This window comes from Marinobacter fuscus (assembly GCF_003007675.1).
GTDB classification, from domain to species: Bacteria; Pseudomonadota; Gammaproteobacteria; order Pseudomonadales; family Oleiphilaceae; genus Marinobacter; species Marinobacter fuscus.
In genome coordinates this window covers 69,670-82,412 of sequence record NZ_PXNP01000076.1, presented here as the reverse complement: position 1 = coordinate 82,412, position 12,743 = coordinate 69,670, and the positions used below count along the sequence as shown (strand labels likewise).

Below are 12,743 nucleotides of genomic sequence, written 5' to 3'. Positions count from 1 at the left end.
AATGAGAAGTGATAACCGCCATAACCAATAACGGAGTTGGATGCTATGAAAAAAAGAGATGATCTGACCAAGGATACGCCGCAAGTGCCTGAGGGCGGCCTGAGCCGTCGTCGCTTTATGGGCGCTGCAGCCCTGGCTGGCGTGGCTGGCGCTACCGGCCTGGGTACATCGGTGATGTCCCGTGAGGCCTGGGCAGCGGCCGCTGAAGAGGCGCGTAACAAGGCTCACATTGCGCCGGGCGAGCTGGATGAGTACTACGGCTTCTGGAGTGGTGGTCACCAGGGTGAGGTGCGGGTTCTGGGCGTACCCTCCATGCGTGAGCTGATGCGTATTCCGGTATTCAACGTCGACTCCGCCACGGGCTGGGGTATCACCAACGAAAGTAAGGAAATTCTGGGCGGCGACCAGCAGTACCTGAACGGTGACTGCCACCACCCGCATATTTCCATGACCGACGGCCGTTACGATGGCAAGTATCTGTTCATCAACGACAAGGCCAATACCCGGGTTGCCCGTATCCGTCTGGACATCATGAAGACGGACAAGATTACCCACATTCCGAACGTTCAGGCGATTCACGGTCTGCGTCTGCAGAAAGTGCCCAAGACCAACTACGTGTTCTGTAACGCGGAATTTGTCATTCCCCAGCCGAACGACGGCAAGGAGTTCAGCCTGGAAAACAGCTACACCATGTTCAGCGCACTGGATGCGGAAACCATGGAAGTGGCCTGGCAGGTGATTGTAGACGGTAACCTCGACAACACCGATGCGGATTACACCGGCAAGTACGCGGCGTCTACCTGTTACAACTCCGAGCGCGCCCTGGATCTGGCGGGCACCATGCGCAATGACCGCGACTGGGTGGTTGTGTTCAACGTAGAGCGCATTGCGGCTGCGGTGAAGGCTGGCAAGTTCAAGACCATCGGCGATTCCAAGGTACCGGTAGTGGATGGCCGTGGTAAGTCTGAATTTACCCGTTACATCCCGGTGCCCAAGAACCCGCACGGTTTGAACACCTCTCCGGATGGCAAGTACTTCATCGCCAACGGTAAGCTGTCACCGACCGTTTCTGTCATTGCCATCGACAAGCTGGATGACTTGTTCGACGACAAGATCGAGCTGCGCGACACCATTGTAGCAGAGCCGGAATTGGGCCTTGGGCCGCTGCACACCACCTTTGATGGCCGCGGCAACGCCTACACCACACTGTTTATCGACAGTCAGGTGTGTAAGTGGAACATCGCCGATGCGATCAAGCATTACAATGGCGACAAGGTGAACTACATTCGCCAGAAGCTGGATGTGCAGTACCAGCCGGGCCACAACCATGCTTCTCTGACCGAATCCCGGGACGCCGATGGCAAGTGGCTGGTGGTACTGTCCAAGTTCTCCAAGGACCGGTTCCTGCCGGTTGGCCCGCTCCACCCGGAAAACGATCAGCTGATCGACATCTCCGGCGAGGAAATGAAACTGGTACACGATGGCCCGACCTACGCCGAGCCTCATGACTGTATTCTGGTGCGTCGTGACCAGATCAAGACCAAGAAGATTTATGATCGTCAGGATCCGTACTTTGCCTCTGCCCGTGCCCAGGCCGAAAAGGATGGTGTAACGCTGGAAACCGACAACAAGGTGGTTCGCGACGGCAACAAAGTTCGTATTTACATGACCTCTGTTGCGCCGCAATTTGGCATGACCGAGTTCAAGGTGAAGGAAGGCGACGAAGTAACGGTGTACGTAACCAACCTGGATATGGTTGAGGACGTCACCCACGGTTTCTGTATGGTGAACCATGGTGTGAGCATGGAAATCAGCCCGCAGCAGACCGCTTCTGTGACCTTTACAGCCGGTAAGCCGGGTGTCTACTGGTACTACTGTAACTGGTTCTGCCACGCACTCCACATGGAGATGGGTGGCCGGATGCTGGTTGAGAAGGCCTGATAGCACAGGCGCGGATCAGGGAGCTCCTATGGGGCTCCCTGATTTGCAACGTTGGTGAAGCAAACCGTTGGGAGAAGCCTTTCCAAAACACGCTGTGGATACATCCATGTACGCTCTGCTCCGCCATCCCTGGCTCCGCAAGGTTTTGGAAAGGCTTCTCCCATCGATTTGCCCTAACGTAGGCAGCAAGTCTGCGATCAAAGTAAAGTAGAGTATTTTTTAACACCTTTGAGATCTATTGATGTATCACACATTGCGTTATGGAGTGGCCCTGTCAGTCGCTCTGTTTGCGCTGACCGCCACGGCGGATCTTCAACAGGATCTGGACGCTCTTGCGCCGGGTTCTTCGTTCCAGCTTCCCCCGGAAACATTGTCGCCGCTGGCTGTCAGGGTGCCGGGCATTACTGTGGCCTGCGCACCGGAAACGGTGATTGATGGCGGCGGGCAGGGCAATGCGGTGGAGATTCTTGCGGAAAACGTCACCTTTACCGGTTGCCAGGTACGCAACTGGGGCAAGGATCTGAACCAGCTGGATGCGGGCATATTCGTCGCCCGGGAGGCCGAGGGTGCGGTGGTCAGCAACAATCGGTTGCAGGGGCCTGCATTCGGGGTTTGGCTGGATGCAACGCCCAATGTGACCGTAAGCAACAACCATATTCGGGGTGATGTCAGCCTGCGGTCGCAGGATCGGGGTAACGGTATTCACTTGTTCAATACCACCGGGGCGCTGATTGAGGGCAACGACATCAGCCAGACCCGCGACGCGGTTTACATTGAAACCGCCAACCGCAACACCATCCGTGGCAACGTGATGACGGATCTGCGCTACGGCATTCATTACATGTACTCGATGCATAACCTGCTGGAAAACAACGTCACCCGGGGCACCCGTACCGGTTATGCGCTGATGCAGAGCAAGTACCTGAAGGTTTTTAATAATCGGTCGGAGAACGACGAGAACTACGGCATTCTGATGAACTTCATCACCAATTCGGAACTGCGCAATAACGTGGTGACCGGGGTTTCCCAGGGCCAGAGTGCCGGGGTGGTGATCTCCGGTGCCGAGGGTAAAGCGGTGTTCATTTACAACTCGCTGTACAACACCTTTGAGGGCAACTATTTCGGCCAAAGCAACATCGGCATTCACCTGACCGCCGGTTCCGAAGAGAACCGGGTGTTCAACAACGCCTTTGTGGAAAATCAGCGGCAGGTGAAGTATGTGGCCACCCGCACCCAGAGCTGGGCGGAGGATGGCCGGGGCAATTACTGGAGTGATTATCTGGGGTGGGATCGCAATCAGGATGGCCTCGGGGATGTGCCCTACGAGCCCAACGATAACGTGGACCGCCTGCTTTGGAAGTATCCGGAGGCCAAGGTGCTGATGTTCAGCCCGGCCGTGGATACCCTGCGCTGGGTGCAGGATGCCTTTCCGGTAGTGAAATCTGCGGGGGTGAAGGATCCCCGGCCCCTGATGCGTGTTCCTGAACATCTGCAATCGGAGACCCGATGAACTGTTTTCGTCTGGATAATGTCAGCCACCGTTACGACAAGGCAACGGTGCTGCATGGTGTTGATCTCCGGCTGGAGCCGGGGGAGATTCTGGGGTTGTTTGGCCACAACGGTGCTGGCAAGACAACGTCGATCAAGCTGATTCTGGGTTTGATGAAGCCCACGGAAGGCAAAGTGTCGGTGTTGGGGGGAGAGGCAGGAGACCCGCAGATTACCCAGCATATCGGTTACCTTCCGGAGAACGTCATGTTCTACCCGCAGCTGACCGGGCGGGAGATACTCAGCCATTTTGCCCGTCTCAAGGGCGCGCCACTGGCCCAGGTGCCTGCACTGCTGGAACAGGTGGGGCTGGGGGATGCCATGGAGTCCCGCACCAAAACCTATTCCAAAGGCATGCGCCAGCGGCTGGGGCTGGCTCAGGCGCTGCTGGGCAAGCCGAAGCTGTTGATGCTGGACGAGCCCACGGTGGGCCTGGATCCGGTGGCCACGGCGGATCTGTACCGGTTGTTGCGCGACCTTCGCGATGACGGCACGGGGATTGTGCTGTGTTCTCACGTGTTGCCGGGAGTAGAGCCCTACATTGACAGGGCCGCCATTCTCACCGACGGCGCTCTGAAAGCCGCGGGTGATCTGCCCTCGCTGCGCAAGCAGGCCAATATGCCGGTTACCCTGACCTTGCAGCCCGCCAATGGCGTGGCGGCTCTGGAAATGGCGATTGACCGGGCCGACCAGCGGGCCGGGCTGATGATGAAAAGTTCGAATGGCCGGTTACTGGTGGATGTGCGGCCACAGCAGAAAATGGCCTTGATCGAGAGCCTGATACAGTCCGGCGAGCTGGCGGATCTGGGGGTTCATCAACCCAGCCTGGAAGACATTTACGTGCACTTCATCGGGTCGGGTGGCCTGGCGCATCGCGGAGGTAGCCAATGAACGCAATCTGGACCATCGCCCGAAAAGAGCTGAGCGACAGCCTGCGGAACCGCTGGCTGGTGGCTATCTCTCTGGTGTTTGCCACCCTGGCTCTGGGGATTGCCTGGTTTGGTGCGGCGGCGTCTGGCCAGGTGGGCTACGCCTCAACACCGGCTACCATCGCCAGCCTGGCCAGCCTGGGGATCTTCCTGATTCCGTTGATTGCTCTGCTGCTGGCCTACGATGCCATTGTCGGTGAAGAGGAAGGCGGCACATTACTGTTGCTGATGACCTACCCGTTGAGCAAAAGCCAGTTATTGCTGGGCAAGTTTCTCGGCCATGGGCTTACCTTGGCGTTGGCCACACTGATCGGGTTCGGCGTGGCGGCTATTGCCATTGCGGTGCTGGTGGATGATGTCGCAGTAGCGAGCCTGGCGGTGGCCATGGGGCGTTTTATCGGCTCCACAGTGCTGCTGGGGTGGGGCTTTATTGCTCTGGCCTATCTGGTGAGCGTGCGGGTGAGCGAGAAACCGGTTGCCGCTGGCCTGGCTCTGGCCATCTGGTTTTTCTTCGTGCTGATTTTTGACCTGGTGCTGCTGGGCACGCTGGTTGCCAGTGAAGGCAAATTGAACCCGGAATTATTGCCCTGGCTGTTGATGCTCAACCCCACAGATATCTACCGGCTACTGAACATTGTGGCCTTTGGCGACAGCGCCCAGCTGAGCGGCGTGCTGAGCCTTGGGGCGGATCTGCCCATCGGTGCCGGTGGCCTTTGGCTGGGCCTGATTGTCTGGTGTGCTCTGCCATTGGCGGGTGCCTTGCTGTTATTCAAGAATCGAAAAATCTGACGTTACCGGAGAGATCATGAGAAAGTCTAAATTCGTATTGCAGTGGGTTCTGGCCTGTATGGCGGCGGTTATGCTGGCGGGTTGCAGCGGCAGTGAAGAGCAGGTGGCCAAGGCACCGGACCCAGTGCATTTTGAATCCGGTGACGAATGCCATGTTTGCGGGATGGTGATCACTAACTTCCCGGGGCCAAAAGGCCAGGCATTTACCGAGCGGGAGCAGGATGTTCGCAAATTCTGCTCCACCAAGGACATGTTTGCCTGGTTCCTGCAGCCGGAAAATGTGAACAGGGATCACACCCTGTACGTGCACAATATGGCCCAGGCGGAGTGGGCCAGCCCTGATGACACTCAGCTGATCAACGCCCGAGAGGCTTTCTATGTTGCCAATTCTGAACGGCAGGGCGCCATGGGCCCGACTCTGGCCAGCTTTGCCACCCGCGAAGAGGCGGACACTTTCGCCGCAGAGCATGGTGGTGAGGTACTGGCGTTTGCCGATATCACCATAGACCACCTGAGTGCGGGCATGGCCATGCACGACATGAGCGGTATGCACGATGGCGACGGCCAGTCGGGTGAACATGATATGCATGGTGACCACGGAGCAATGCAGGAGCAGAGCGTGCACCAGGATCACGACATGGGGCATTAACAGACGGCGCTTGAACGGGCTTGCTGGCGAGTTAGCATGCAGGCCCGGAATCGACAGAGGCTCCGTCCGGGCAGGAAGAGAAGGTTATAAACCGGCGGGTCAGCCGCCCGTCATGTTCATAAAACGCAGAATCTGCACATCGCCATTACTGGAGAAATGGTGTTTCTCCGGCTTCAGATCCATGGCTTTGATAATGGCTTCCTGTAATTTGTCATCGGATTCCGGGTGGCTCCGAAGAACCCGCCGAAGATCAACCGAGTGCTCATTGCCCAGGCACAGAAGCAATCGCCCTTCAACCGTTACCCTCACGCGGTTGCAGGTGGCGCAGAAGTTGTGGGAATGAGGGGAGATAAAGCCCACCCGTGTCTTGCTGCCTGGCATCCGGTAGTACCGCGCCGGGCCACCGGAGTCTTCTGTGGCGGGCAGCAGCTCATGGTGCTGGCGGATAATATCCCGGACTTCATCGCTGGTACAAAGAGCCAAGCCCCGGTCGTGTTCTGAAATCTCACCCAGCGGCATTTCTTCGATAAAGGTAATGTCGACTTCTTTGCGCCGGGCAAACTCGACCAGCTCCGGCACTTCTTCGTCGTTACGCCCCTTCATCACCACTGCGTTCAGCTTGATGCCCCGAAACCCGGCCGCTTTGGCGGCGTCGATGCCATCAAGCACCTGGCTGAGTTTGCCGGTGCGGGTGATCGTACGGAACTTGTCGGCGTCCAGGGAATCGAGGCTGATATTCAAACGATGCAGGCCGCCACGGCGAAGCTCTTCGGCCATGATGGGCAACTGGCTGCCGTTGGTGGTCATGGCGAAGTCCCGGAGCCCGAAACTGCCGATCTCGCGCACCAGTTCGAGGATGTCCTTGCGCACCAGCGGCTCACCACCGGTAAGGCGGATCTTCTCGGTGCCCAGAGTGACAAAGTTGCGGGCCACCCGGGCGATTTCTTCAAGCGTCAGCACCTGCTGGCGGGGCAGGAAGGTCATGTCCTCGGCCATGCAGTACACGCACCGGAAATCGCAACGGTCAGTCACCGACAGGCGAACATAATTCACCGTGCGGCCAAAGCGGTCTGTCAGTCGATTCTGGGGCATGGACGCCATATCCTGTTCAATCTTTCTACATCAGTGTACCCCAAGTATGGCAAACCGTTCAGCGGATTCCGATACCCCTCGGGGAGTATTCCTGTGTTGTTTGCAGTCATGGCCGATTTCCTCTATAACATTTATATGGGATATATGTTAAAAAGAGAAGGAAGTAAACGTGAGATACGCCTTAGCAGAATCGGCCAATTGGCCGGGGGAGACAATGATGGAAACTTACGAGAAATGGTTGTTCCGGGCCAACACCGGGGTACTACTGAGTATGCTGGGGTTGGTGATTACGGTGGCCTTGGCATACCCGCTGGCGGCCAGGCTGCCCATGGTGTTGCAGATTTTCGCCCACATGGGCACCTTGCTGTTTGCCGTCGGTATCAAGATCGCCTATGTTGCCCGCCTTGCTTTCCTTAGCCGGTTGGGGAGACCTGTACACTGAATCGCGCTAAAATAGTTGTTGACGTGAACAACGATGAGGCGGGAGCCATGGCCGTGCAGCCAGGCAGAACCGGTTTTCGGATTCTGGCGTATATCAGTGTCGCGATTGCGGCTGTAGGGGTAGTGCTTCCGCTGTTGCCAACCACGCCCTTTGTTATTCTGGCAGCATTTTTTGCCAGCAAAGGGTCACCTGCGTTTGCCGCCTGGCTTGAGGGCCACCCCACGTTCGGGCCAGCAATCGAAGAATGGCGTTTGCGCAGAGCCATACCGCGCAAAGCCAAGGTGCTTTCCTGCAGCATGATGTTGATCAGTTGGCTGCTGCTAGCATGGCTCGGGTTTCCGGTTTTTGTTCTGGCCACGTCGGGCCTGTGTATGGCCGCCGTCGCCGTCTATATTCTGAGCAGGGCCTCCTACTGAGTCGGCCTGTTTTGTTGGAGTTTTGAATGCATATCACCCGTTATACCGATTACTCGTTTCGAGTGCTGATCTATCTGGCAACCCAGGGTGATCGTCTGGCCACTATCCAGGAAATTGCCGACAGCTATGAGATTTCGAAAAACCATCTGATGAAGGTGGTACACCAGCTGAACAAGAAAGGTTACATCGAAACGGTACGGGGCAAGAAAGGCGGGATGCGCCTGCATCTGGCGCCGGAAGACATCAACGTGGGGGTGCTGGTGCGGGAAACCGAACAGGACTTCAGTATCGTTGAGTGTTTCTCAGCGAAGAATAGCTGCAAAATTACGCCGGTGTGCGGGCTTAAGTCCATGTTCGGGGAAGCGTTGAAAGCCTTCCTTGAGGTGCTGGATAAATACACCCTGGCCGATGTGATCAATGATCAGCACCGGCCCCAGCTGCTTCGCCTGCTTCAGATTGCCTGAGGCAGGCTACTTCTTCGCTTTCTCCGCAGACTTTCTTTTTTTCGGAGGCAGAATGGCCGCCTCCAGTTCATCCAGGGCCTCACCGGTATATACCGCCAGTTTCTGCATGCTCGGGAGGGTATCCCGACAACCGGTAAAGCCAAAGTTCAGAGACCCGGCGTAGCTCAGACAGGTGATGTTCAGGGCGCCACCGTGGGCGATCAGAGATACCGGATACATTGCTTCCAGCTTTGCTCCTTCGTAGTAGAGCGTTCGCTCCGGCCCGGGCACGTTGGAAATCGTCACGTTGAACACCGGCCGCATGCGCCCACCAAGCCCGGACAGCAGCTGTAGAATATAGGGTGACATCAGCAGCATGGTGTACTGGGTCAGGGCGCTACGGGGTAACTTCTGCAGATGTTCCTTAGCCCGACGGGTGGAGGTTTTGATCTGTTGTAGTCGGTTCAGCGGTTCTGCTTCGTCGGTGGCCAGTGAGGCAATCATGAAACTGATCTGGGTACCCGTGCCCTGATCGTCGGCCGGGCGAATGTTTACCGGAATGCCTGCCGTCAGTGGTGCCTCAGGCAGGTTGCCCTGTTCCAGTAAAAACCGGCGAAGCGCACTGCCGCACAGATACAACACAAGGTCATTCAGCGATGCACCGGATTCGTGGGCAAGTGTCTTGAGCTTATCAAGGGGGTAATGCTGGGTGGCAAACCGGCGTTGTCCGGTTACCCGGTGGTTCAGCAGTGAAACCGGGCCCGTAAAGGGTGCGGTCAGGCCATCTTCCGGATGCCGGGCGGAATGTACCAGGCGATTCCCGGCCTGCCACAACCGGGGTGCCATATCGGCCTGCAATTTCAGGGCATCCATAGCCTGGGAAATCGCGGCAGGAACGCTTGCTTCTTTGTCGGTTTTAGTGGCCCGCCGCTGCTGCGGGCGTACGGTCCAGGGCGGTGCCATATTGCGCCGATCCGGATCTGTGGTCAGTACCCGCTGCATCAGGCGCACACCGCTGATGCCATCAATCATCGAGTGATGCATTTTGGTGTACAGGCCAAAGCGGTTGTTCTCCAGCCCCTCAATTACGTGGCATTCCCACAGTGGCCGGGAAAAATCCAGCGGGTGAGAATGCAGCCGGGAAACCAGAATACCCAACTCCCGTTCGCCACCCGGGCGAGGCAGTGCAGAGTGGCGAACGTGGTAATCCAGATCGATGTTCTTGTCGATCTTCCAGAAGGGGGCTACCACACGCGCCAGAAAACCCGGCCAGACCAGTTTGCAACCCCAGGGCGGTGCCACATCTCCGGCCTCTTTCATTCGGCTGACCATATCCCGCAGGAAGGTATCGGGTGCGCCCTCCGGCAGGGAGAAAATCTGCAGGGTTCCCACGTGCATCGGGGTGTCTTCGGATTCTACCGCCAGCCAGGATGCATCCAGTGTTCCTAGACGTTTCATTCCTTATCGTTCTCCGCCAGTTTTCGTTATTTATTTATTCATTGATTGTTAGCTGCAAGTATACGGCGAACCGGCACGGCGAACGATCAAACAAAAGTGCGAATTTGACATTCGGCACAGATTCGCCGTTTCGATCTGGTGTTGGCCGGGCTGTAACGGTATGTAAGGATTAATGCTCGTCGTCTGTTCCTTGCGGGCAATGATGCTCCGCCACCACAACACCTTCATCCACACTCTCCAGATGCACATCAAAGCCCCAGAGCCGATGTGCGTGGCGAAGCACTTCGTCGGTTTCCTTGCCCAGAGGCACGCGGTCTACCGGAATGTGGCGCAAGGTCAGAGAGCGGTCTCCCCGAACATCCACGCTGTAGATTTGAATATTAGGCTCGCGATAACTCAGGTTGTACTGGCGGGCCAGTTTTTCCCGGAGGGTGCGGTAGCCCGGTTCATCGTGAATAGCGGTGACTTTGTAATGATCTTCCTGGTCGTCGTTTTCAATGGCAAACAGCCGCAAATCCCGCATCACCTTGGGCGACAGGAACTGCTGGATGAAACTCTCATCCTTGAAGTTGCGCATGGCGAAGTGGAGGTTTTCGAGCCAGTCTTTGCCCGCCATATCGGGGAACCACTCCCGGTCTTCATCGGTGGGGTTTTCGCTAAGCCGGCGCAGATCAGTGAAGATCGAAAAGCCCAGCGTGTAGGGGTTGATGCCCGAATACCAGGGGCTGTTGAACGGTGGCTGATACACCACCGCCGAGTGGCTTTGCAGGAATTCCAGCATGAAGCCGTCGTTCACCAGGCCCTTGTCATACATCCGGTGCAGCAGGGTGTAGTGCCAGAAGGTGGCCCAGCCCTCGTTCATCACCTGGGTCTGGCGCTGGGGGTAAAAGTACTGGGCCAGTTTGCGTACAATCCGGATCAGTTCCCGCTGCCAGGTTTCCAGCAATGGAGCGTTCTTTTCGATGAAATACAGCAGGTTTTCCTGTGGTTCTGCGGGAAAACGGGTCTTGCGCCGCACCGGGTCGTCATCTTCGTTGGCTTTGGGAATGGTGCGCCACAAATCGTTAATGCGCCGCTGCTCATATTCCTCCCGCTCTTTCTGGCGGCGACGCTCTTCGGCGGCTGAGATCGGGGAGGGGCGTTTGTACCGGTCGACACCGTAGTTCATCAACGCGTGGCAGGAATCCAGAATTTCCTCTACGGCATCCACGCCGTAACGCTCCTCGCATTCAGACACGTAATGCCGGGCAAAGACCAGGTAATCAATGATGGCACTGGCGTCGGTCCAGGTGCGGAACAGGTAGTTGCCCTTGAAGAAGGAGTTGTGGCCATAGCTGGCATGGGCAATCACCAGCGCCTGCATCGGCAGCGTGTTTTCCTCCATCAGGTAGGCGATACAGGGGTTGGAGTTGATGACGATTTCATAGGCCAGGCCCATCTGCCCGCGCTGATAGCCCTTGGCAGTTTGCAGGAACTGCTTGCCGAACGACCAGTGATGGTAGCCCACTGGCATGCCCACTGAACTGTAGGCGTCCATCATCTGTTCGGCGGTGATCACCTCCACTTGGTTGGGGTAGGTGTCCAGGCCAAACTCGGCTGCACACTTGGCGATTTCCTCGTCGTATTGGCGAATCAGATCGAAAGTCCACTCCGAGCTGGTGGAAATGGGCGATCCTGCCCTGGGCTGTTCGCTCTCCGGTGCGTTTGGGCGATCAATCAGGCTGCTCATGCCGCTTTCCTCTCAAACAACTGGCGGAAAACCGGATAAATATCCCTGGGGTCGGCGATCTGTTGCATGGCGAAACTCTGGGGATACTGCTCCATAATTTTTTCGTATTCGTACCACAGCATCTGGTGATCCTGAGGTGTGATCTCGATGTAGGAGTAGTATTGCACCTGGGGCAATATGCGCTCAGACAACAATTTGCTGCAGATGGGTGAATCGTCATTCCAGTTGTCCCCGTCCGACGCCTGGGCGGCGTAGATGTTCCATTCTGCCGGTGAGTAACGGGACTGGATGATCTTGTTCATCAGTTTCAGGGCGCTGGACACGATGGTGCCCCCGGTTTCCCGGCTGTAGAAGAACTCTTCTTCATCGACTTCCTTGGCGCTGGTGTGGTGCCGGATAAACACCACGTCGATTTTCTTGTAGTTCTTCTTCAGGAACAGGTACAGCAGGATAAAGAAGCGCTTGGCGATGTCCTTGTGCATCTGGGTCATTGAGCCGGATACGTCCATCAGGCAGAACATCACCGCACTGGTGGCCGGTTTGGGCTGCTTCAGGTGCTGCCGGTAGCGCAGGTCGATTTCATCAATAAACGGAATGCGCCGCACGTTGGCTTTCAGGCGGGCGATCTCCTCCTCAAGTACCCTGATCTGGTCAGCGTGGCTGAAGGCCAGATCCAGTTCCTCCGGTGCCGATTTCAGCGCGGCCAGCTGGGCTTCCAGATCCCGGATTTTCTTCTTGCGGGCGCCGCCCAGGCCCAGGCGTCGGGCATGGGCCCCCCTTAACGAACGCACCACATCTAACTTGGCGGGCACGCCTTGGGTGGTGAAGCCGGAGCGCACGTAACTGAACGCTTCGGTGTCCTTGAGCTTTTTGCGGGCCAGGTTGGGCAATTCCAGATCGTCAAACAGGAAATCCAGAAATTCTTCCTGGGTGATTTGGAAAGCGAATTCGTCCATGCCTTCGCCGTCGGGGCTGGCTTTGCCCTGGCCCTGGCCTTGCCCGCCTCCGCCCTCGGGTTTGGGGATGGTGTCTCCGGCCACCCATTCCTGATTGCCGGGATGCACCACTTCCTGCCGGCCGCCCTGGCCATGGTGGAAAACAGGTTCTTCAATGTCGCGGGTCGGAATGCTGACTTTCTCGCCCCGCTCGATATCGGTAATGGAACGCTTCTGTACGGCATCCGACACCGCTTTCTTGATGTGGTGCCGGTACCGGCGCAGGAACCGTTCCCGGTTCACTGCGCTCTTGTTCTTGCCGTTCAGGCGCCGGTCAACAATGTGGGTCATACCCATAGAACTGCTCCTGCT

Annotated in this window: 12 protein-coding genes; 8 read left to right on the top strand and 4 right to left on the bottom strand. The window is 57.1% G+C overall.

The window, feature by feature from the left end:
• Positions 1 to 45 precede the first annotated feature (45 nt).
• The 5 genes from nosZ (at position 46) to C7H09_RS09920 (ending at position 5,856) form a co-directional block, all read left to right on the top strand.
• Positions 46 to 1,941, top strand: coding sequence for a TAT-dependent nitrous-oxide reductase (gene nosZ, locus C7H09_RS09940; RefSeq protein WP_106762369.1), 1,896 nt, complete (start codon positions 46 to 48; stop codon positions 1,939 to 1,941).
• A 241-nt stretch (positions 1,942 to 2,182) separates the two neighbouring features.
• A complete protein-coding gene (locus C7H09_RS09935; protein ID WP_106762368.1) occupies positions 2,183 to 3,451 on the top strand; it encodes a nitrous oxide reductase family maturation protein NosD in 1,269 nt (422 codons plus the stop codon).
• The gene (locus tag C7H09_RS09930; RefSeq protein ID WP_106762367.1) at positions 3,448 to 4,380 is read left to right on the top strand and encodes an ABC transporter ATP-binding protein; all 933 of its coding nucleotides are present in this window, start codon (positions 3,448 to 3,450) and stop codon (positions 4,378 to 4,380) included. The genes C7H09_RS09935 and C7H09_RS09930 overlap by 4 nt, the downstream gene beginning before the upstream one ends.
• Positions 4,377 to 5,207: an ABC transporter permease gene (locus C7H09_RS09925; RefSeq protein WP_106762366.1), complete on the top strand. Its 831-nt coding sequence runs from the start codon at positions 4,377 to 4,379 to the stop codon at positions 5,205 to 5,207. The genes C7H09_RS09930 and C7H09_RS09925 overlap by 4 nt, the downstream gene beginning before the upstream one ends.
• Before the next feature lie 16 nt (positions 5,208 to 5,223).
• Positions 5,224 to 5,856 (top strand): nitrous oxide reductase accessory protein NosL, encoded by a 633-nt coding sequence (locus C7H09_RS09920; RefSeq protein ID WP_106762365.1) that lies wholly within the window; start codon positions 5,224 to 5,226, stop codon positions 5,854 to 5,856.
• 99 nt (positions 5,857 to 5,955) lie between these two features.
• On the opposite strand, the gene moaA is transcribed toward C7H09_RS09920, so the two are convergent.
• Positions 5,956 to 6,948, bottom strand: a complete 993-nt coding sequence (moaA, locus tag C7H09_RS09915) for a GTP 3',8-cyclase MoaA (protein ID WP_106762364.1) — start codon at positions 6,946 to 6,948, stop codon at positions 5,956 to 5,958.
• Between the two features lie 217 nt (positions 6,949 to 7,165).
• Here moaA and C7H09_RS09910 point away from each other — a divergent pair, with 217 nt between their 5' ends.
• Genes C7H09_RS09910 through C7H09_RS09900 form a run of 3 tightly spaced genes read left to right on the top strand, consistent with a single transcriptional unit; the run spans position 7,166 to position 8,270 of the window.
• Positions 7,166 to 7,390, top strand: a complete 225-nt coding sequence (locus tag C7H09_RS09910) for a hypothetical protein (protein ID WP_106762503.1) — start codon at positions 7,166 to 7,168, stop codon at positions 7,388 to 7,390.
• A 47-nt stretch (positions 7,391 to 7,437) separates the two neighbouring features.
• Positions 7,438 to 7,806, top strand: a complete 369-nt coding sequence (locus C7H09_RS09905) for a YbaN family protein (RefSeq protein ID WP_106762363.1) — start codon at positions 7,438 to 7,440, stop codon at positions 7,804 to 7,806.
• Positions 7,807 to 7,832: 26 nt separating this feature from the next.
• Entirely contained in the window at positions 7,833 to 8,270 is a 438-nt protein-coding gene (locus tag C7H09_RS09900; RefSeq protein WP_106762362.1) for an RrF2 family transcriptional regulator, read from the top strand.
• A 6-nt stretch (positions 8,271 to 8,276) separates the two neighbouring features.
• On the opposite strand, the gene C7H09_RS09895 is transcribed toward C7H09_RS09900, so the two are convergent.
• The 3 genes from C7H09_RS09895 to C7H09_RS09885 all read right to left on the bottom strand — a co-directional run bounded on the left by C7H09_RS09895 (position 8,277) and on the right by C7H09_RS09885 (position 12,728).
• Positions 8,277 to 9,707 (bottom strand): WS/DGAT/MGAT family O-acyltransferase, encoded by a 1,431-nt coding sequence (locus C7H09_RS09895; RefSeq protein ID WP_106762361.1) that lies wholly within the window; start codon positions 9,705 to 9,707, stop codon positions 8,277 to 8,279.
• A gap of 169 nt (positions 9,708 to 9,876) precedes the next feature.
• Positions 9,877 to 11,436: a SpoVR family protein gene (locus C7H09_RS09890; protein ID WP_106762360.1), complete on the bottom strand. Its 1,560-nt coding sequence runs from the start codon at positions 11,434 to 11,436 to the stop codon at positions 9,877 to 9,879.
• Positions 11,433 to 12,728, bottom strand: coding sequence for a YeaH/YhbH family protein (locus tag C7H09_RS09885; RefSeq protein ID WP_106762359.1), 1,296 nt, complete (start codon positions 12,726 to 12,728; stop codon positions 11,433 to 11,435). The genes C7H09_RS09890 and C7H09_RS09885 overlap by 4 nt, the downstream gene beginning before the upstream one ends.
• Between the last annotated feature and the right edge of the window lie 15 nt (positions 12,729 to 12,743).

What these genes read in the sequence shown, in the direction of transcription:
- nosZ (WP_106762369.1), top strand. Translation starts at nt 46, where the DNA reads ATGAAAAAAAGAGATGATCTGACCAAGGATACGCCGCAAGTGCCTGAG.
- C7H09_RS09935 (WP_106762368.1), top strand. Translation starts at nt 2,183, where the DNA reads ATGTATCACACATTGCGTTATGGAGTGGCCCTGTCAGTCGCTCTGTTT.
- C7H09_RS09930 (WP_106762367.1), top strand. Translation starts at nt 3,448, where the DNA reads ATGAACTGTTTTCGTCTGGATAATGTCAGCCACCGTTACGACAAGGCA.
- C7H09_RS09925 (WP_106762366.1), top strand. Translation starts at nt 4,377, where the DNA reads ATGAACGCAATCTGGACCATCGCCCGAAAAGAGCTGAGCGACAGCCTG.
- C7H09_RS09920 (WP_106762365.1), top strand. Translation starts at nt 5,224, where the DNA reads ATGAGAAAGTCTAAATTCGTATTGCAGTGGGTTCTGGCCTGTATGGCG.
- moaA (WP_106762364.1), bottom strand. Translation starts at nt 6,948, where the DNA reads ATGCCCCAGAATCGACTGACAGACCGCTTTGGCCGCACGGTGAATTAT.
- C7H09_RS09910 (WP_106762503.1), top strand. Translation starts at nt 7,166, where the DNA reads ATGGAAACTTACGAGAAATGGTTGTTCCGGGCCAACACCGGGGTACTA.
- C7H09_RS09905 (WP_106762363.1), top strand. Translation starts at nt 7,438, where the DNA reads ATGGCCGTGCAGCCAGGCAGAACCGGTTTTCGGATTCTGGCGTATATC.
- C7H09_RS09900 (WP_106762362.1), top strand. Translation starts at nt 7,833, where the DNA reads ATGCATATCACCCGTTATACCGATTACTCGTTTCGAGTGCTGATCTAT.
- C7H09_RS09895 (WP_106762361.1), bottom strand. Translation starts at nt 9,707, where the DNA reads ATGAAACGTCTAGGAACACTGGATGCATCCTGGCTGGCGGTAGAATCC.
- C7H09_RS09890 (WP_106762360.1), bottom strand. Translation starts at nt 11,436, where the DNA reads ATGAGCAGCCTGATTGATCGCCCAAACGCACCGGAGAGCGAACAGCCC.
- C7H09_RS09885 (WP_106762359.1), bottom strand. Translation starts at nt 12,728, where the DNA reads ATGGGTATGACCCACATTGTTGACCGGCGCCTGAACGGCAAGAACAAG.